The 20,058-nt window shown below is 38.9% G+C and carries 14 protein-coding genes; 10 read left to right on the top strand and 4 right to left on the bottom strand.

Annotated features, from left to right (window positions below; all coding sequences use genetic code 11):
* The first annotated feature begins 787 nt into the window (after window positions 1-787).
* From MKY45_RS19910 to MKY45_RS19895, 4 genes are all read left to right on the top strand, one after another.
* Entirely contained in the window at window positions 788-3,187 is a 2,400-nt protein-coding gene (locus MKY45_RS19910; RefSeq protein ID WP_341173304.1) for an adhesive domain-containing protein, read from the top strand.
* Between the two features lie 87 nt (window positions 3,188-3,274).
* A complete protein-coding gene (locus tag MKY45_RS19905; protein ID WP_341173303.1) occupies window positions 3,275-4,972 on the top strand; it encodes a hypothetical protein in 1,698 nt (565 codons plus the stop codon).
* Between the two features lie 84 nt (window positions 4,973-5,056).
* Window positions 5,057-6,547: a glycosyltransferase gene (locus MKY45_RS19900; RefSeq protein ID WP_341173302.1), complete on the top strand. Its 1,491-nt coding sequence runs from the start codon at window positions 5,057-5,059 to the stop codon at window positions 6,545-6,547.
* Window positions 6,548-6,603: 56 nt separating this feature from the next.
* Window positions 6,604-7,194 (top strand): class D sortase, encoded by a 591-nt coding sequence (locus tag MKY45_RS19895; protein ID WP_256705118.1) that lies wholly within the window; start codon window positions 6,604-6,606, stop codon window positions 7,192-7,194.
* A 511-nt stretch (window positions 7,195-7,705) separates the two neighbouring features.
* Here MKY45_RS19895 and MKY45_RS19890 read toward each other — a convergent pair.
* The 3 genes from MKY45_RS19890 to MKY45_RS19880 all read right to left on the bottom strand — a co-directional run bounded on the left by MKY45_RS19890 (window position 7,706) and on the right by MKY45_RS19880 (window position 11,606).
* The gene (locus tag MKY45_RS19890) at window positions 7,706-9,322 is read right to left on the bottom strand and encodes an amidohydrolase (protein ID WP_341173301.1); all 1,617 of its coding nucleotides are present in this window, start codon (window positions 9,320-9,322) and stop codon (window positions 7,706-7,708) included.
* A gap of 30 nt (window positions 9,323-9,352) precedes the next feature.
* Window positions 9,353-10,750 (bottom strand): sodium/glutamate symporter, encoded by a 1,398-nt coding sequence (locus MKY45_RS19885; RefSeq protein ID WP_341173300.1) that lies wholly within the window; start codon window positions 10,748-10,750, stop codon window positions 9,353-9,355.
* 133 nt (window positions 10,751-10,883) lie between these two features.
* Window positions 10,884-11,606, bottom strand: a complete 723-nt coding sequence (locus MKY45_RS19880) for a GntR family transcriptional regulator (protein WP_042529714.1) — start codon at window positions 11,604-11,606, stop codon at window positions 10,884-10,886.
* Window positions 11,607-11,815: 209 nt separating this feature from the next.
* Here MKY45_RS19880 and MKY45_RS19875 point away from each other — a divergent pair, with 209 nt between their 5' ends.
* A complete protein-coding gene (locus MKY45_RS19875; protein WP_341173299.1) occupies window positions 11,816-12,511 on the top strand; it encodes a poly-gamma-glutamate hydrolase family protein in 696 nt (231 codons plus the stop codon).
* Between the two features lie 158 nt (window positions 12,512-12,669).
* Window positions 12,670-13,524, top strand: coding sequence for a glycerophosphodiester phosphodiesterase (locus MKY45_RS19870; RefSeq protein WP_341173298.1), 855 nt, complete (start codon window positions 12,670-12,672; stop codon window positions 13,522-13,524).
* A 233-nt stretch (window positions 13,525-13,757) separates the two neighbouring features.
* Here the strand turns inward: MKY45_RS19870 and MKY45_RS19865 are convergent, their stop codons facing one another.
* A complete protein-coding gene (locus MKY45_RS19865; protein WP_341173297.1) occupies window positions 13,758-14,807 on the bottom strand; it encodes a M14 family zinc carboxypeptidase in 1,050 nt (349 codons plus the stop codon).
* Window positions 14,808-15,393: 586 nt separating this feature from the next.
* On the opposite strand from MKY45_RS19865, the gene MKY45_RS19860 reads away from it, so the two are divergent.
* The 4 genes from MKY45_RS19860 (at window position 15,394) to MKY45_RS19845 (ending at window position 20,040) form a co-directional block, all read left to right on the top strand.
* Window positions 15,394-16,644 carry an NAD(P)/FAD-dependent oxidoreductase gene (locus tag MKY45_RS19860; RefSeq protein ID WP_341173296.1) on the top strand — a complete coding sequence of 417 codons (1,251 nt, stop codon included), beginning with the start codon at window positions 15,394-15,396 and terminating at the stop codon, window positions 16,642-16,644.
* A 17-nt stretch (window positions 16,645-16,661) separates the two neighbouring features.
* On the top strand, window positions 16,662-18,110 hold the full coding sequence (locus MKY45_RS19855) for a sodium:solute symporter family protein (protein WP_341173295.1): 1,449 nt from the start codon (window positions 16,662-16,664) through the stop codon (window positions 18,108-18,110).
* 16 nt (window positions 18,111-18,126) lie between these two features.
* Window positions 18,127-18,252 (top strand): hypothetical protein, encoded by a 126-nt coding sequence (locus MKY45_RS19850; RefSeq protein ID WP_256705104.1) that lies wholly within the window; start codon window positions 18,127-18,129, stop codon window positions 18,250-18,252.
* A gap of 390 nt (window positions 18,253-18,642) precedes the next feature.
* A complete protein-coding gene (locus MKY45_RS19845; RefSeq protein ID WP_256705103.1) occupies window positions 18,643-20,040 on the top strand; it encodes a PTS transporter subunit EIIC in 1,398 nt (465 codons plus the stop codon).
* The last annotated feature ends 18 nt before the right edge of the window (window positions 20,041-20,058 follow it).

The following is a 20,058-nucleotide window of genomic DNA, read 5'->3' as shown; positions in this document are numbered from 1 at the left end:
TCGAAGTTTTTAAGAGTTTTTATTTACATTGAAAAGAAGTTATCTAAACATAATAAAAATTATAGTTGCGCTATCCCTTTAAATACAAGGTTTAACAAATCAAAACAATTCAGGAGATGATTGTTCTCTGGTTAGGATACTATTTTTTAATATAAGAAAATTTAAGAATTAAATTAAGGTAATTTGAATTAATTTAAATGAATATATAATCATTATTAAGCCAATAAACTTATTTATAAAGAGATTTTTAAAAGGTAATTGAGGAAAAATTAACTATTTAAATATATTTATAAATATTTAATAAATCTATAAAAAGCTGATTTAAAGGATAAAAAGATAATTTAGAAATAAATTTTCTTCAATAAGTAAAAAAGAATTAAGAATTAAGGTCTAAAGTCCAGGGTTCACATGATTATGAGATTTAGATAGAATTGCCTTAATTAGCAGAATGTTTAGATACACTCTTCTGCTACATAGATTTTCGTTGATAGATTGGAATTTCTGAAATTATCTATTCATGGTTTTTATTTAAAAGACTAGAAAAGAAGTTACTTTTTTAGGCTAATGAAAATTTAGGTCCTTTGTTGGATTATTATCTATCAACGAGAATGTTCTGAAATTTTTAATTTTAGCTAATATACATAATTAATCGTTTGATTGACTCAGTCATCTTTAGAAATTAGCTAAAAGGCAAGGGGGAGTTTGATTAGATAAAGTACATATTAATCTTTTGTTGTTTTCGTCAAGTTAATGTTTATTAGATAAAACAGAATGGAAGGATGAGACTTTGAGTAAAAAGAATTTTGACTATAAGCGTAAGATGCAAGCAAAAAAAGTAAGTCGATCGAGTAAAATGAGAAAAGTCTTTGCTTCTTCAGCAGCAGCTTCTTTATTAGCTTTTAATACATTACCTGCTGTAGCAAGTGCGTCAACAGCCGGGGAAGCTTTGACAAACCCTAAAATCGCCAGCTCTTCTGCTATTTTAAATGTTGCTCCATTTGCTAGTTTGGCGGAAGTGCGGTTATTAGAGAATGTAAATGTTGATGCAACTTTAAATCAACCAGCAGATGGGGAAGACTATGATTTAGCATTAAATCTAAGTGGTACAGGTGTTGCTAATGTTGAAGCACTTAATCCAGACCGAGTAGTTGCTTTCAGCATTCCTGAATTAGCTGGTCAAATGTATCAAAAAGGTTCAGCTGATGTAAGTGTCGATCTTACAGCAATTACAATGGATGATATTCCTGCAGTAGGTGGGCTTGTAACTACCTTAACGGGGGAGTTAACTAGCACTGTGTCAGATGTTTTAGGCGTTGTAGATGACTTGCAAAGCAGTATTATTCCAGAACGTTTTCTTACCATCAATGGAGTAGATGAGTTAAGTGGCGCACTTGATGCACTTAATAACTTGGATAGTGCGTTAGCTGATTTACTACAGTACAATGATCAAGTTGATTATACAATAAATCCAGATGGTACAATTGTTGTCGAATTTACAGATGGTGTTGGCCAACATCTTGAAACAGCTGTTCAAGATGTTATTGTTGAAACACTGCAAAATGTTGTAGATGCTGCCAATGCTCTAGAAATTCAAATTTTACCTGGAGCTGAAAATATTCCTGGTGTTGGTCAAATTATCGGAGGATTGAATGAGGCTGTTAACGGAGTCCTAGGGGCGGTGACTGATGTAGCAGGTGAAGCAAATGGACTTATTGATCAAATCACTAATGGAACGATTGATTTATCCAATGATCTTGCCAGTGTACAAGCAATTGGTTCAATGTCCGTTAACTTAAACGTAGGTGTAGAAAACCCTGCTGGTGTATCAGGTGAAGTTCCTGTACGTGGTGCTGGTCTAACTACTACTGCTATTGACATAGACTTATTGAATGACTCAGAAGGTCAAGACACGATTGTCTTTGATGAAGAAGACGATTCCGACTCCGACAGCGACTCTGATTCCGATAGCGACTCTGATTCCGATAGCGATTCTGATTCGGACAGCGACTCTGATTCCGACAGTGACTCTGATTCCGATAGCGACTCTGATTCGGACAGCGACTCTGATTCCGATAGCGACTCTGATTCCGATAGCGACTCTGATTCCGATAGCGACTCTGATTCCGATAGCGATTCTGATTCCGATAGCGACTCTGATTCCGATAGCGACTCTGATTCGGACAGCGACTCTGATTCCGATAGCGATTCTGATTCGGACAGCGACTCCGACTCCGACAGTGACTCTGATTCGGACAGTGACTCTGATTCGGACAGTGATTCTGACTCAGATAGCGACTCTGATTCGGACAGTGACTCCGACTCAGATAGCGACTCTGATTCGGACAGTGACTCCGATTCCGATAGTGATTCCGACTCCGACAGCGACTCCGATTCGGACAGCGACTCCGATTCGGACAGCGATTCTGACTCAGACAGTGACTCCGATTCCGATAGTGACTCTGACTCAGACAGTGACTCTGATTCCGATAGTGACTCCGATTCGGACAGTGACTCTGATTCCGATAGTGACTCCGATTCGGACAGTGACTCTGATTCCGATAGTGACTCTGACTCCGACAGCGACTCTGACTCAGATAGTGACTCCGATTCAGACAGTGACTCGGATGCTGATGGAGATGCTGACACGGACGCACCAGAACTTAGCGATGTAGTAATTAGTGGAAATAGTGAAGATGGCTATGAAATTTCGTTCGTATCCGATGAAGAATTAGCTGATATAAAACTAATTGATGAAAATGGAAATGAAGTTGAAATTGAAGAAGTTATCTATGATGAAGAAACTGGCGAATACACCCTTGTTATTGCGGGAGACGAGGTTAATCAAGGAGATGTTCTGACATTAGTTGTTGCAGATGAAGCAGGCAATGTTAATGACGAGCATGAAGTAACTGTCCCTGCAGACGGCAGCTCTGGTTCAGGCGGAAATGATGGAGAAGGTGCAACTGCCACTCCTGGAAATGGATCAGGTTCTGGTTCTGGCTCTAACGGGACGCAAGGGCAATCTGGCCAAGGCTATAAAATTGAAAGTAGTCAAAACCAGCACGAAAGTCAGAAACTCCCAAGTACTGCAACATCCATGTGGACAATTGGGCTAGTTGGGTTAGTTGCTGTAGCTGCTGGAGTAGGAGTAACATTATTCTCCAGAAGAAATAAAACGAATGAATAAATAAGTAGTACCAAAACAAAAGCAAACGTCAAAAGATGTTTGCTTTTGTCTACATAAAATAATGCTGCTTTTTAAGTGTAGGAGGACATGATGATTACAGAGGAGAAAGTACCTTATCAACATTTTAAAGAACACCTTGAACCATTGAAAAATAATATAATAGAGGATGGAGAGACCTTTCAGCAAATCAACGGCCAGGCCTCGCTGACTATCTTTTTATCAATTGGATTTGCGGAAAAACGTGCTGCCGTCTTCACTGCAAATGGGAAAAGTTTTTATCAGGCATGGGAGAATATAGAGAATCAGGGTGATTCCTATTTGAAAAAAACAAAAGAATTATTTACCTCTATAAAGATTGATATTGTTACCAACGTTATTCCTGTAACTATTCCTGAATTTATCAACCGAATTACAAAAACCAAGAAAAATTATTTTCGTCAAGGTGTCAGCTTCAGTAAGGATTTCAAACATGCATTTTTAGAACAAGAACTAAATGGGAATGCTGTGATTCAAATTGATAGAGAAACAAAACGCGGCTTTATCCATGAACAAAATTTACAAAAGTATATTCAAAAACATAGACCAAATGGAAAACCAATTGATTTTAAGAAAGTAGAAAAAGTATATATTTTTGAGACACAAGGTTATTTTTATGAAAAAGGGAACTGCTATAAATTACATCAGGGCGAACGTGATAATGGACGGCGGGATACCCCATTAAATGCAGAAGAAGTTGACATATTAATAAAAGGCGGGCAAAAATATTTAGCCAGTTTAAGTAAACCCAATGGTAGGTTTGTATATGGTTTTTTCTCTTACTATGATAAAGAAATAAAGCACTATAATAGTCTTCGGCATAGCAGTACCATTTATTCCATGATTGAAGCCTATGAATTTCATCCCACAGAAGAAGCTGCAGACGCCATTGAAAGAGGGATTGATTATCTTATTCGTGAAAAACTATACGTCGATGAAGAGAAAGACATAGCTTATATCATTGATGGGGAACAAGCAGATAGGATGGAAGTGAAACTAGGCGCAATTGCTGCAGCAATATTAGCTATCACGAAATACACAGAGGTCTTTGAGAATGTAGAACATATTCCAATCGCTCAGAAATTAGCACGAGGTATTCTTCAATTGCAGCAGGAAAATGGTAAATTTGTTCATATACTAGATTATCCATCTCTTGCGTTAAAAGAGGAGTTCCGTATTGTTTATTATGATGGAGAAGCTTGTTTTGCGTTGATGCGTCTTTATAAAATTGACCGTGATGAACAGTGGTTACAAGCAGTTGAAAAAGCATTTGACTATTTTATTGAAAGCGATCACTGGAAACATCACGATCACTGGCTAAGCTACTGTACCAATGAGGTCACTCTCTATAAACCGGAACGTAAATATTATAAATTCGGCTTACAGAACGTACAAAATAGACTGGATTATATTTACAAACGAATCACCACATATCCTACCTTCCTTGAGTTGATGATTGCAGCATATCAGATGGTTAATCGTATGAAAGCAGACGGATACGGTGACTTAATTAACGAATTAGATTTTGATGAATTGAAATTAGAAGCAACGATTCACCGAAGGGCAGAGTATCAGCGTAATGGTTTTTTCTATCCGGAACTGGCCATGTATTTTAAAAATCCGAAAAGAATCACCGGCAGTTTCTTCATTCGGCATCACTCCTTCCGAACGCGAATTGATGATGTGGAACATTATTTATCTGGATATTGTGCGTACTATAATTTATTTTTAAAACAGAATAAACAGTAATAATTTACAGTCTAAGCAAAGCTCTGCTAATATGTCAAAAGGAGCTTTGCTGACATTGTTTTGGATAGGGAAAGGAGTTCGTCATTGGAGAAGAGAAAAGCTTATTTCTTACATTCAAATATTGGACAGCATCTTACTGGTATTGAAAAATCAGCAATGAAACGCGGGAATATGTTTGTGAAATATTTAGATGTGGAACCTGTATTTGTTACAGTGAATAAAAACGTAAATATACATACAAATTGGGAGCGCTATGTTGAAAATGGAATCGTTGACCCGGATATTTCCATGATTAATTTATTCGAGTTTTTTCAACGCAGTGAAGAGGGAAAGAACATGCCCCCTTTTCAAATAAAAAAAGAACAAACATATGGGTATGAAGATGAAAAATCAGCAGAAAAACGACATATTCGTATTTTTGATGCCAATAATAAACTCGTAAAGTATATGGTATTTAGATCAAATGAGCTTTTAGATTATATAAATTATTTTCATAATGGTAAAAAAATCGTCCGTGATCGATTTAACCGGTTTGGCCAATTATCCCACACCGAATATTTACACGATGATAACACGGTGTACATGACAGAATACTTCGATGTTTATGGCAAACGGGTGATTGTAAAGTACGATGACGGTCCTTATCTTATCAGTGATGGAAATGCTGTTTTTCAAACCGTGCTGCCAGATGAGCAGGCTCTTATTCTTTATTTTTTGAAAGAAATAATCGGACAGGAAGAACCTATTGTTATTATTGATCGTAATAAAAGATACAGCCCGATTTTTACGGGACAAAACCAATTAAACGTGAAAACAATATCTATGATTCATTCCACTTATTTTTCAAACACAGCATTTCGTTCCAAGATAAATAAGAATTATCTAGAAGTTTTTAATAGTCCGTATAGCTTCGATAATATAGTTGTGTTAACAAATAATCAGAAACAAGATATTGAAAAGCGATTTGGCTTTAATAATTTGGCTGTTATTCCGCACCCTTGCAAGATAACTGATAAATTAGATCAAAAGAAGCCTAAAACCAATAAGCTGGTTTCTGTCGGACGTTTAGCTCCCGAAAAAAATATCAATCACTTATTGGAAGTTCTTTCTTTAGTGAAGCAACATATTCCAGAAGTAATATTAGAAATTTACGGAAGTGGAAAAGAACTACAGAATTTAAAGAAATTAGTTCAAAAGCTTGATTTAAAAAATAATGTAACATTTAAAGGATATGTAGACAATGTAGAGGACGTATACGCCTCCAGCGACTTATTCTTATTTGCTGGACAAGCTGAAGGATTCACCATGAGTGTTTTAGAAAGCTTAGCATGCGGTTGTCCTGTTGGCAGCTACAATGTCCGCTACGGTGTTGATGAAATGGTTCAAGAAGAAAAAAATGGTTTTCTTGTTGATTTTGGAGATAAGGAAAGTTTTGCTGAGAAGATTGTTACGTATTTAAATCAAACGGACGAAGAAAAGCAATACTATCGGCAGGCAGCCATACGCACAGCTGCTCATTATACGGAAGAAAAAGTAGCAGATAAATGGCAACAATTGATCAGCAGTCTGAGTTAGTTCTATTTAGAAGGTAATGAAAATGATTAAGTTGATATGAAGAAGGGAGCATCACCATGAAACGTATCGGAATCCTCTTTATTATCATTGGCGTCGTCTGTCTAGGTGTTTTTGGTTATCAAATTATAGGACATGAGCAATCGCAAAAACAGTCTTTAGTTCAGGCGGAGGAAAGAATCGAGCAAGGAGTCAGCGAGCAGGATGACCCCGACCAGGATATAGAGAAAATCATAGAGGAGTTTAATTTAGAGACAGACGAAGCATTTGCCACCTTAGAAATCCCTAAACTGGGAAAAACATTGCCTATTGTCGAGGGAACTGACCCGGATTCATTAGAAAAAGGCGTTGGTCATCTATCCAATTCGGTGTTGCCAGGACAGGAGGAGCAAATTCTTCTATCAGGTCATCGCGATACCGTATTTCGTGATTTTGGAGAATTGGAGATAGGCGATACATTTGTCGTACAGATGCCTTATGGTGAGTATACGTACGAAATCAGGGAAACAGAAATTGTTCCTGAGGATGATACATCGGTTATCCGCGAGATGGGAGAAGAGGTATTAGTAGTAACGACCTGTTATCCATTCCACTTTGTAGGCAGTGCACCTGATCGGTTTGTTGCCTATGCTTACCCGGTTTCGGGGTAGGGTAGGAAGTTAGATAAAATAATCGATTTTATAGATGAAGGATAAAAGGAATATATTATATTGAGCGTGAGGCTGTTGCATAATTAATTATTTAATTGTGCAGCAGGTTTTTTTATGGTTTTGTCTATGTACTTTCACACCGCTAAACTATGTATTTTTATTATGTCATTCATATACAGTGATTGGCAGTGGATATTTAATTGAAAACTAAAAGCAACAGTCAGATAATAAAATCATTCTGTTGCTTTTACAATTTATAAAAAGAGATATGACTGGTGCTGTAATTGTCGTATTGAAGTAACAAACAAAACACAGCAATAGCTTAATGAAGCTATACTTGCCCCCATTTGCAATTAATCTAGATAGCAACGGCACTAATAAAGCTGTGATAAAGCTTCTTTAATCCTTAACAACTCAATAATTCATTCAATTATTTTATTTGCTTTGTTTCGTGATTTGTTTTCTGTAACAAGTTTTTAGTTATAGGGTTCGGAGCTTCTTTAAAATGCAATTACCTCACACGAACCTCACTCCGATAAATCGTCTCCCCATCCTTAATCGTCTCCAAAACTTGAATATCACGAATATCCATCGTATCCACCTTCATCGGATTCTGATCCAAAATCACCAAATCGGCAACTTTCCCATCTTCCAAGCTCCCTTTATCATCCTCTTCAAAATATTGATACGCGGCATTAATCGTGACAGCCTTCAACGCCTCATAGACACTGACACATTCCTCGGGCCCGATGCTCACACCATTTCTCGTTTGTCTATTCACCGCACACCAAATCGTATGCAGCATGTCCGGTTTGACGATAGGTGCATCCTGATGGAAGTTCACGCACAGACCGCGGTCATATGCGGATCTTGCCGGGCTAATACGACGTCCACGCCTGTCGCCAAGATTTTTTAGATGGACATCTCCCCAGTAATACGTGTGCGCGACGAAGATGGAAGGGACCATCGATAAGTCGGCCATGATGTCCAATTGGTCATTTCTTACGGTCTGGCAGTGTATCATCACAGGTCTCAGATTCTCTTTATCTGGATGATTCGATTCTTCCAGCGATGCTTGGTAGTTCCGTAACAGCTGATCAGAAGCGGCATCTCCATTACAGTGTGTTAATAGCTGCACGCCATCGTTGACTGCTGCGTCGGTATATTGTTTGACCTGCTCATCCTTGAACCATGGATATCCCAGGTAGGTTTCTTCGCCTTCATAAGGTTCTGTGAGCCAAGCTGTTTTCCCTTGAGGGGACCCGTCTAAAAACATTTTATATCCGCCGATTTTAAAGCGGTTCTGATATTTTTTGGCATAATCTTTATTTTCTTCCATCAGCTTTTTCGGCTCTGCATCAAATACGGGGTAGGCGACCACATCGATTTTCAGCTTTTGCTGCTGGGCCAAGGCTTTGAATAAGTCAATAATCTCTTTGGATGATGCGCCGTCCTGAACGGTTGCAATTCCATTTTTGATATATTCATTCTGGGCATACTCTGCCAGTTTGAACTCATCCCGTTTCACACCTTTAAAAAGGGTTTTCTGTAATCCCATCACGGCATTTTCTTCTAAATAGCCATTTGGCTCATTTGTACCTGCAACCCGGCCGATTGTACCGCCTTCCGGGTCGGAAGTGTGCTCGTTTATGCCTGCTGCCTGTAATCCCAAATCATTCGTGCAGCCTAAGTGGCCGGAAGCATGTAAAATCAAAATAGGATGCTCCGTGGATACTTGATTCAATATCTCTTTCGTTGGATGTCTGTTTTCTGCAAGAAAATTATGATCATACCCGCATCCGACGACAATATCGCCTTTTTTTAATTCTTTTTCCTGAATATATGCTTTTAGTGCTTGAATTACTTCATCAAAATTATCGCATTCACTTAAATCAGCCATCAATGAAAAATGACCAACCATCGAAACGTGACCATGCGGGTCGATAAAGGCAGGCATCAGGGTATTTCCTTGTAAATCAATGCTTTCTGCCTGAGGGCTGGCTGCTTGTTTCACTTCTGCTAGGCTGCCTTGCTTTTTGATAACCCCATTTTCTACTAACACTGCTTCGGCGCTGTCATTCTCTCCAGTCATCGTAATGATATCGCCGCCATAATATAATTTTTGCATTGCAGATTTCACTCCTTATTTCGCTGTAGATTATGCATAGGATTTTTTCTTACTTTTGATTGGTTCAGCTTCCTCTTTGAAATCGTATGTTTTTCTGCCCCATGCTTTAAATACCTTTAATAGAATCAAATAAATAGGGACAGGCGCCAGTAACCATAGAATTCCAGCTGTGACGGATAATGTCCCGGCCATAATCATCATAATCGTTGAAACGGTTATATAAGAGAACATCATCGGAATATTCATCATCCCTAATTCGATGGCTGTGGTGGAACGCAGGGAAGGCTCAATAATCCGTACAAGCGCGATTCCGCTTGGAACAGTACCCAGCGAGGTTCCCAGCAAACCGAGCGTCCGGGAAAAGTCGTTGTCGCCGCCTAAGCGCTTTCCAAAGTATAAAACGACTGCAATAGTAAGCGCAGCTATGACAACGGCTTCGATAATAATTGGAACAATCCACTGGCCGATGATACTGAATTGAACGGCCATAAAGGAACAGACAACTAAATAATCGGTGGACCAGCCGGTAATTTTCGTTTGAAAGGTATTATCCAGCAAATGGTCCAGCTGCAGCTTTTTCAATACCATTTTCACAAAATAGCCGGCAAGCATGCCGTAAATAAACAGCATTCCGCCAAGCGTCGGACCTATACCAGGAATCATGGAAATAAGAGATGCCATTCCTAAAGCCAGCACATAACAGATACCAATCATCGTAAAGTGGAACGTCATTGTATCCATATTTCCGCTGAATACCGTCTCTTGTCCGATTGATTCTCTTTTCTCATTCTTCGTGTAATAGCCTCGTTTGACATAATCTTTAATTTCGGATTCGCCATATTTCTTGGCTAACCCGCGTTTTAACCCATATTTTGCAAGTGGGACGCCAATTAAGAAGCAGGCGATAAAACCGATTGCCGCAAAGGTCAGGCCTACCATCGCTGCATTTTCTATTCCGTACTGCTGTTCAAAAATAGATCCGAATGTCGCCGCCTGCCCTGGTCCTTGTGTAAAGGCAAAGGGGATAAGCAGCCCATATAGGGCGTCCATTCCGAAATAACCGCCGACGAGTAAAATGACAACTGCGCCGACAGCAGGGGTGAGTGCATATAATAGATTCCAGAGCATGCCCATTCCGAGGGAGCCTCTGGCAATCTGCTTCCCGGCAGTATGGTCGTTATTCGCCTTGTTATTGCTTGTTAAGCCAATGGAGATGAACGTGATCGTAAATAACTGCGTAACAATTACAGTGAACATTTCGGCATTGGTTGCCTGGATAAGATTTGTATTCATGATAATCATGCCTAAAATACCAGCTATGACACTGGCAGGCACTAACATATTTCGAATAAAAGCTACTTTGGCCCGAATAATCATACCGGCACAAAGCAGGATACTTGCGATACTGAATGCAATCATAAAACTCATATGGATGACCTCCCTAAAAAAGCTGTCTAATTTTGACTGCAAAAATAGTATTTATATTTTATGCGATAGACACCAGTATTCTCAAGGAGGTCAGAATGTTCTAACCAGTTAAAAAACAATAACTATTCTATTTTTATTTGCTATTTCTCGACAAGGTTATTTTAAAGGAGTACATATCCGCACGATAATAGGCCCTCTCAAATTCCACGAAGTCTCCATGGACATCGGTAATTTTTCTTTCTGCAATAATGATGCTTGTCCCCTCAGGAATATTCAGTAACTCTGAATCATCCCGGGTGGAGATTCCGGCTCTGATTTCCTGCTCCGCCTGAAAGGTATTTACTTTTAATTCTCTTTCCAGCAGCTCATAGAATGCTTCTTCATCCAGGTTAAATTGAGACAGCTTTTTCCCTAATGCCACAGGGTAATAATGCCTTTCAATTCCCATCGGAATATCATTTGCATACCTTATTCTTTTAAAGTGATGTGCCTTATCTAAACCGGTCACTTCTTTTAATCTTCCAACTAACTCGATTTCCTGGGAGGCTACTAATCTGGCTCCCGGCGCCATCCCCATTTTCTCGATATTTTCCGAGGTGCTGTGAAGGCTGCCAAGCCAGTCATTAATCGTTCGAACGGCGATAAAGGTTCCTTTCCCCGGCTTTCTCACCAAGATTCCTTCCCGAACCAGCTGTTCGATACTTTGTCTCACCGTACTTCGGCTTACATAGTGTTCATCCATCAATTCTCTCTCGCTGGGAATCTTTTCTGCATAATCGCCGTTATATATTTTCTGTTCAATGATTTGTTTTAACTGCACATGAAGCGGGATGGAGTTTGTATAGTCTAAGGTCATGGTTGTTTTTCCTTTCGCTGCTGTTTGACTTGTTATTTCATCGGTATGCTTATTTTAGCATGTTTGACGCAGAGGAGTGGGTGGAGAAAGCAGAAAAGTTCGATAAATGACTGGTAGTATATTGATGACGTTTCAGATGTGATGCCTGATATAGTAGAATGAGAGAATGGTAAAGAGAATATGGCATACATGAAATAGAGGTAGCAGCGATGAAAAGAAATAACTTTATGATTGTGGGACTAGCACTGGCCGTTATAATGATAGCGCTGCTGCTAGTCAATGGAAGTAACGGGAACGATAAATATAAAAACTTTAACGAACTTCATCAACAGGAGGGGCAGGATGAAGATTATCGAATCAGTTCCGAAGAAAGAGATTCGGATGTTGCCAGCATAGCCATCCATGGCGGAGGGATAGAGCCTGGTACAACGGATTTAGCGGAACAATTAGCTTTCGCAGGCGACTATTCCTTCTATTCTTTTCAAGGAATCAAAGCAGCAAACAATACGGACCTGCATATTGATTCCACGAACTTCGATGAACCAGAGGCAGTAGCCCTTGTCTCAGACAGTTTCTATACCGTATCTTTCCATGGATACGAGGATGAACTGGAAAAACACACGTATTTGGGAGGATTGGATGAAGCATTAGCTCAATCTATCGAGATAGAGCTAAAAAAAGCTGGATTTTCCGTAAGTGATGCACCGAAGGAAATCAATGGGGAAGAAAAGGACAATATTGTTAATCAAAATAGGCAGAGCAAAGGAGTTCAATTAGAGATTAGCACTGCGCAGCGAAAGGCTTTTTTTGAGGAGGGGGATTTTTCGTCTGGGAATCGGGATAATCGGACGGAGGAATTTTATGATTATGTTGAGGCTGTTGGAAGGGGATTGAGTGGGGGTTAGGGTTTGGTAGTAAAGATGGAAGCCTCAATGTTGCAAACTTTTTGAACTATTAAGAATTTCTTAGTTTATCTTACATCTCTTTATCTTACAGTTTACATTTACTTAATAGATTACCTCTATAATAAAAAGTAAGACAGAAAAAGGGAGAGATTAAGATTATGATACGAAAGATTACTATTTTATCGTTAACAGTAATGATCTTCGCGTCTGTGTTCACAGTTCCTGTATTCGCATCCAAAGGTGGAGGCACTCAGACAGTTCAACAACAGAAAAAAATGGTTAATATTGCACATCGAGGGGCATCAGGTCATGCTCCGGAAAATACAATGGCTGCTTTTGAAAAAGCCTTTGAAATGAAAGCTGATTATATTGAAATTGATGTACAAATGACCAAGGATGGAGAGCTAATAGCCATTCACGATACAACTGTTAATCGTACAACAAATGGGGCAGGATCTGTTGGGGATTACACACTTGAAGAAATTCAACAATTGGACGCCGGAAGTTGGTTCGGACAAGAATTTGCGGGTGAACAAATTCCTACTTTTGAGGAAGTAATCGATACATATCGAGGAAAGATTGGGTTATTAATAGAATTAAAATCTCCTGAATTGTATCCAGGCGTAGAAGAAAAAGTCGCTGAAACCTTAATGGAGCGTAATATGCATAAGCCTAATAACGAAAAAATTATTATCCAGTCGTTTAATCATACATCTGTGCAACAATCAAAGGCACTCCTGCAGAATGTCCCTCACGGTGTCCTTGCGGGTACTTCTTGGGCAAATGTTACCGATGAACAGTTGGCACAATTTACAACTTTTGCTGATTTCTTCAACCCAAATATGAGCATTGTTACCGATGAGCTTGTTGACCGTGTTCATATTGCCGGGATGAAGATATATCCTTATACAGTGCGAACGCAGGAACAAGCAAATAACTTATTTGAACGCAACGTGGATGGTATTATTACCGACTTTCCCGAATATGTTTATAGACATCCAGTGAAAAACTAAGGGTCTTAAAAAAGCTAGACTGGAATTCAACACTCAGATAGAGTGCGCCAAAATCCAAACGGAGAAGGTGCTTTTCTTTTTAATAGAAAGTTAAAGATTCCACACCAAAGTAAAGGATTCTAAGAAAGTAATAATCGCTTTCTTAGAATCCCTTAAATGCTCCGTTTTCTAAAACTGCCTAGAGAAGTTCAAGGTATAGTACGAGTTATCATGATTTATGGGGAAATAACTATTTACTCCGTTGTCCTCGTAGATTGTGTTGGTAAAGTATCCCAAAAAGAAACATCTTTATTGTTGATAGATCCATCTGAAATGGCCCTAACAGCAGCATCCAACGTATTTACTGTTTGTTTTATTAAATAGCCATTACTTTTTTGTCCTAAAATGGCGGATTCATTGGAATGATCCGACATGCCGCGCATTTCAAATAACAGGGTAGAGATTCCGTATTCGACAGAAATTCCATTTCGGGAAATTGTCTCGGCAGAACCGCCATTATATTTACCAAGATGTCCCCAACCAGTTGAATCTATTTTATCAAACACCACAGCACCTAATTGTTTGGATTTATGAACAACTTCAGGGTCTGCATTTTCCGTAGTCGGATAAAGGATGGAACCAGACACTAGCTCTCCATCACGTTCACTATTAGCTCCCTGATGATGCAGGTCTATCATATAATCAATATCGTAAGCACTTAATACATTATTATGCAGGGCTTGTGTTTCCGGGAAAACTTTATTCACATGATCACGATTTAAATCCTCGCCTGCCGCATTGTATCTTGTTAGATGACGATCTCCGCTAGCAATATAATCATCTAAATCAAAATCTACATCTCCCATTGCTCCATCAGGGTTCAACATCGGAACAATCAACACATTCACATTATCTAGCACACCTTTTGTTTTACCAGTTCCCAGGTGTTTAATGAACTCAAGCGTCCCTTCTGTTGTCAATTGCTCGTTACCATGCTGTTGTGTTAAAAAAAGAATAGTTGGGTTTTCAGGGTTGGAGATATATTTAACAAGATATAGGTCGCGACCTTTCATAGATTGGCCAATCACTTCCAATTCCATTTGACTTTGTTTTGAGTCCTGTTTCTTAAGATAATCAACCATTTCATCGTAGGTAGTAAGAATGGAAGTATTAACCGTTTCATTGCCATTGTAATTTGGCCCGTTTCCTACTGCATGGACAGCCGGTGAAGTAAGGGTTGATCCTCCCACAACAAATGCCCCGGCAAGACTGAACATTAAAAGCTTTTTGCTTATCTTTTTCATAGATACCCCTCCCATTTTGTTATACTATCAAATTCGCTAGGAATGAATACAAATCCTTCTAAAATTATAAAAATAGAGAATATTATCTATTATTGAATAAGTGTGAAGGTGTTTTGATAGGGAATACGGTCTTAGGATGTGTGAATGATAGAAACATGATTAGTTAAGAATAATGTAAATGAGATTGTTGTAGCTTATGTGGGATGCTTTGGAATGTGCTATATTTTGGATAAGGTAGATTATAAGGCTAATAGGTTGTGCTGCTGTTGAGGGAAAAGTAAGAGTTTTTAATGATAAGCTAAAGATTAACCTATTTATTAGAAGTTGATATTACTGCCATATATTAAATAAATTAAAACAAAATAAAGCAATATTCTGTCTAATCTTGTATAATAGAAATTAGAAAATTGTAAAATATCAAGAGGGTGCTAACTAAGCCTGTCAGAAAACAAGCTTTATGTGTTGCCAGGCAATAATTCGAGATAGAACAATCCATCGAATAAAGCATCTATTTAATTAACGAAAAATTTAATAATTACTGATTAATCTTACTGTTTCACAAATGCTTAACAAAGGAGTCCTTATCTTGAAAAAAGTAATCATAATTGGTGGAGGCGTTATCGGCCTTACCAGCGCCTATTTTTTAAGAAAATCCGGTGCAGAGGTGACGATTATTGAAAAAGGAGAATTTGGCATGGCGTGCTCCAGGGGCAACCAAGGATGGGTCTGTCCTGCAATCCATGAGCCGGTGCCGACACCCGGGCTGGTAACGGAATCCATCCAAATGCTAATGAAAAAAGACAGCCCGCTTTATATCAAGCCTTCTGCCATGCCGCAGCTGTCCGGCTGGTTGACGCAATTTATGAAACATTGTAATGAAGCGGCTTTTAAAAAAGGGGAAGAGGCTTTATTAACGACGAGCAAGCATACCTTATCTCTATTTAATGAGATTCAAAAGGATGGCGTTGATTTCGAATTGCATAAAAAAGGAATGCTGTTTGTATTTCTCTATGAGGCGAACCTTAAGAAGAAATTAGAGCGCCTGAAAGCTGTCTCGCATCAGTATGGACATCAAAAGCCGGAGTACAAAAATCAGCAGGAGGTTAAAGCATTAGAGCCTGCACTTTCTGATGATGTAAAGGGCGGCATTTTTTTAGAGAATCAATACCATATTCGCCCGGAATCCTTTTCCAAAGGGATGGTAGAAAAATTAAAAGCATTGGGAGTTAAGCTGTATTCAAATACAGAAGTGATAGATATTGAAAAGAAGGAGAATCAGATTACTTCGGTAAAGACCAAGCAGGAAGTTTTTGAAGCGGATGCGTTCCTGCTGGCCGCCGGAGCGTGGTCTGATGATATAGGAAAAAAGCTGAATTATAAGCTGCCGCTGACTGCAGGGAAAGGCTACAGTATTACAATCACGAATCCTAAAACAGAAATCGATCATCCGCTTTATCTCGGTGATTTAAAGGGAGGAATTACTCCTTTTGACCATGCTATCCGCATCGGAGGAACCATGGAGCTGTCTGGAAAAAATGTAAACATCGATAAGAAACGTGTGCAGGGGATTCGGTCGGCTGCATCTCAATATCTAAAGGAAGAAATCAAAGGAGATACCGAAGAAGAATGGGGAGGGATGAGACCAATGACTCCTGATGGCATGCCGGTTATTGGGGCGATACCTCATCTGGACAATATGTATATTTGTACCGGTCATGCCATGGTAGGCTTGGCTATGGCACCCGTAAGCGGGAAAATGATTTCCGAAATCATCCTAACCGGGCAAACAGACTTGAATATAGAAGCTTTCTCACCAGCACGATTTGAAAAATCATAAAATGAGGGGGAAGATATATGCCAGTAAATACCTTTGATGTTATTATCGTATTATTTTATTTAGCGCTCGTCTTATACATTGGTTACTATTCCATGAGAAGAATTTCCGGTTTTAAAGACTATACCGTTGCCGGCCGTTCCATGCCAATGGCTCTTATTTTTGCGACGCTTGCAGCAACATTAGCCGGCGGCGGAGCAACCATTGGCAGGGTGGCGTTCGTTTACGAGACTGGTGTGGTTATCTTTCTTGCCGTTTTTGGTGTTGTTTTCAGCCAAATTTTAATCGGACAATTTGTCGCGCCGCGGGTTAGAAATCTGGGGAATGTCTACACCGTAGGAGATGTTTTTGGATATTTCTATGGACGCTCTGGGAAATTGGTGTCCGGTATCTTTTCTTTCTTATATAGCGTAGGAATGTTTGGGGTACAGGTGCTGGCAATGGGAAGAATTCTGGAAACCTTGACGGGATTTGATTATATTCCAATGACTATTTTGGGTTCTGTTATTACGGTAATTTACACTTGGGGAGGCGGCATGCTGGCCGTTATTTATACGGATGCCATTCAATTTATTATCTTAACCGTCGGCGTTGCAACAACATTGACATTGGCACTAAATAATATCGGCGGCGTACCAGCCATCGTTGAAAAAGTCAGCCCCATCGATGCCGGCATTTTAGATTTTACCGGCGGCTGGACCGTTGCTGCCATGATTGCTTTCTTCTTAACCTTCTTACTGGGGGAAGCATTAGCTCCTTTTTACATTCAGAGGTATGTTTCATCCAGAAATGCATTAGATAGTAAGCGCTCGGTGACCTACCTTGGCATCTTTTACTTTTTCATGACAACTGCTGTCGTTTTTATCGGACTAGCGGGTGTTGTTCTTCTTCCAGGCACCGATCCGGATCTTGTATTTACCACATTAATTTTAGAGCATATGCCAACCGGCGCTGTCGGATTGATTTTCGGAGGGCTTATTGCAGCCGTTATGTCCACTGGAGATTCTATCTTAAATACTGCTTCCACCATCTTCACGAGGGATATCTATCAAGAATTTATTAATCCGAAAGCAACAGATAAGCAAATGCTTACCCTTGCCAAATGGTCCACACTTATCGTAGGAATTGGCGGAATTCTTGTTGCCCTTTTAATTCCAAATGTTTTCGACTTAATGGTATTCATTTTTGACCTTTGGGCGCCGTCCATTGTTCCCGTTATTATTATTGCATTATTATGGGGGAAAGCGAGAGACAGGAAAGTATCGCCATACGCTGCGATACCAGCTATCCTGGCGGGGATTATCTCTTCTCTCCTATGGAATTACGGCCTTAACGAACCATTCCAAATCCCTACATTAATTGTTGGAATCTGCATAAACCTGTTTACATTCTTTATTGCACATCAATTGACGAAGAATAAACAGCCAACTCGCGCATTTATGCAAGAGGATCTTGATCCTGAGGGATAAAGGAGGAGAATCACACATGATATTTTGGGAGATTTTAGCTTATTTATCTATTGGTGTTTGTTATTTTGGAGCGGTTGCGGTGATTTATGGATGGATTAAGTTTGGGATGGAGCGGAAGAAGGGAAAGATGGGAGATGAATAGGGGGGTGGAAAATGATGGGGATAGAAAGTAATAGATTTCGTTGATGGAAGTAATAATTGATAGGGTTGGAGTGTACCGAATTATAAACTTAAGGCGACAATTAATAAATAAAAACTCCTTAGAGATTTTATATTCTCTAGGGAGTTTTTGTATTGGATAGAATCTCTAGTTATCAATTAAAAATCTGTTAGAGAATTGTTACTGTTACTTGTCGAATCTAAGTATATAAAGAAATTTAGAAATAAAAAGGTGTTAATTTTCAATAGAAGATATTTTTTGTTACCGTTTACATTTTTGAAAAAATATTATATTATAGATTTAACGATAAGACGTCATAACGTCTTGTTGTCTTGTAGTGTTTATACTATAATTAGAAGGGAGTAAGAAGTTATGGGAACATCAAGATTTCTGGCGGATCAATTATTATCGTTGATGGGAGGTTCAGATAATGTAGTGTCAATAACGCATTGTGCAACTCGTTTACGCCCTACATTGAAAGATCGTACATTGGTAGAAACTAAAAAAATAGAATCATTGGATGGTGTGACAGGTATTGTTGATAGGGATTCAGGGATTCAAATAATAATTGGCACACATGTTGGCGATGTCTATAAGGAGTTTATAAAACTATGGAAGTCGGACGATGAGGCTGTTCCTGATGATTCGGAAAATACTCATTTTAACGATAATAAAAAAGGTAATTGGTTTAATGAATTTGTTGCGTTAGTTGTTAGTATTTTTTCTCCTTTACTTCCATTATTAGCTGGGGCTGGTTTACTTCGAGGTTTTACAATTTTAGCAAATGAATTAGGGTGGTTATCAACTGAAAGCACAACGAATTTAATCTTAACACTGGCTGCGACTTCCGTATTCTATTTCTTACCTATTTTAGTAGCAATTACAACTGCTAAACGATTTGATACAAGTCCATATATTGCGATTGCGGTATTAGGAGCTTTGATTATGCCTGAGTTTATTGACTTGATAGAAGGAGATGGCGGAAATACAGTAGTTTTTCTAGGGATATCTATTCCTGTTTTTAATTATACAAGTCAAATCATTCCAGCTATTTTAACTACTTGGTTACAATCAAAAATGGAACACTATATGAAAAAGAAATTGCCAAATAGTTTACACATGATTGTGATACCTACGATATTGTTATTGGTATTGGTTCCGGTTGCTGCAGGGATATTCGGACCGCTAGGGAATTATTTAAGTATTGGGGTTGCCAATGTTATTGATTGGTTTACAGGTGCTAACCAAATTATTACTGGAGCATTTATTGGTGGGATATGGAATATTTTAATATTATTTGGAGTGCATTGGGCGCCGAATACAATGGTAATTATTCCGGAGATTGCAAGTAACGGATATTCTGCTTTTATTGCTTATGGTGCAAATGCTAATTTTGGGATGGCAGGAGCAGCACTAGCTATTTTCTTACGCACTAGAAGTAAAAAGTTAAAGGGATTCTCACTAACTGCGATGACTTCTGTGTTTTTATCAGGGATTGTAGAGCCGGCGATTTATGGGTTAGGTGTGAAATTTAAGAGTCCATTAGTAGCTGGATGTATAGGAGCAGCACTGGGAGGAGCATTTATGGGAGCATTTAATGTAGTTGGTTATGCTTTTATATTTGGAGGTCTGACTACAATTCCTGCATTCGCAGGTCCAACGTTATGGGCGTATATTGTCGGTTTGGCCATTTCATTCTTTGGTGGTATGATCTTAACGCTTATTTTCGGTGTGAAAGATCCAGAGGCAGAAATGTCTAAATCGAGGTAAGTATATCAAATGAATCAA

Origin of the sequence: Oceanobacillus sp. FSL K6-0251 (genome assembly GCF_038004725.1) — a bacterium.
GTDB classification, from domain to species: domain Bacteria; phylum Bacillota; class Bacilli; order Bacillales; family Amphibacillaceae; genus Oceanobacillus; species Oceanobacillus oncorhynchi.
Note: the sequence above shows the minus strand (reverse complement) of the source record. Positions and strands in the feature narration are given on the sequence as shown.

Coding starts and splice junctions, on each gene's coding strand:
- MKY45_RS19875 (WP_341173299.1), top strand. CDS start 11,816: ATGAAAAGAAATAACTTTATGATTGTGGGACTAGCACTGGCCGTTATA.
- MKY45_RS19850 (WP_256705104.1), top strand. CDS start 18,127: ATGATATTTTGGGAGATTTTAGCTTATTTATCTATTGGTGTTTGTTAT.
- MKY45_RS19870 (WP_341173298.1), top strand. CDS start 12,670: ATGATACGAAAGATTACTATTTTATCGTTAACAGTAATGATCTTCGCG.
- MKY45_RS19865 (WP_341173297.1), bottom strand. CDS start 14,807: ATGAAAAAGATAAGCAAAAAGCTTTTAATGTTCAGTCTTGCCGGGGCA.
- MKY45_RS19855 (WP_341173295.1), top strand. CDS start 16,662: ATGCCAGTAAATACCTTTGATGTTATTATCGTATTATTTTATTTAGCG.
- MKY45_RS19880 (WP_042529714.1), bottom strand. CDS start 11,606: ATGACCTTAGACTATACAAACTCCATCCCGCTTCATGTGCAGTTAAAA.
- MKY45_RS19890 (WP_341173301.1), bottom strand. CDS start 9,322: ATGCAAAAATTATATTATGGCGGCGATATCATTACGATGACTGGAGAG.
- MKY45_RS19845 (WP_256705103.1), top strand. CDS start 18,643: ATGGGAACATCAAGATTTCTGGCGGATCAATTATTATCGTTGATGGGA.
- MKY45_RS19885 (WP_341173300.1), bottom strand. CDS start 10,750: ATGAGTTTTATGATTGCATTCAGTATCGCAAGTATCCTGCTTTGTGCC.
- MKY45_RS19895 (WP_256705118.1), top strand. CDS start 6,604: ATGAAACGTATCGGAATCCTCTTTATTATCATTGGCGTCGTCTGTCTA.
- MKY45_RS19905 (WP_341173303.1), top strand. CDS start 3,275: ATGATGATTACAGAGGAGAAAGTACCTTATCAACATTTTAAAGAACAC.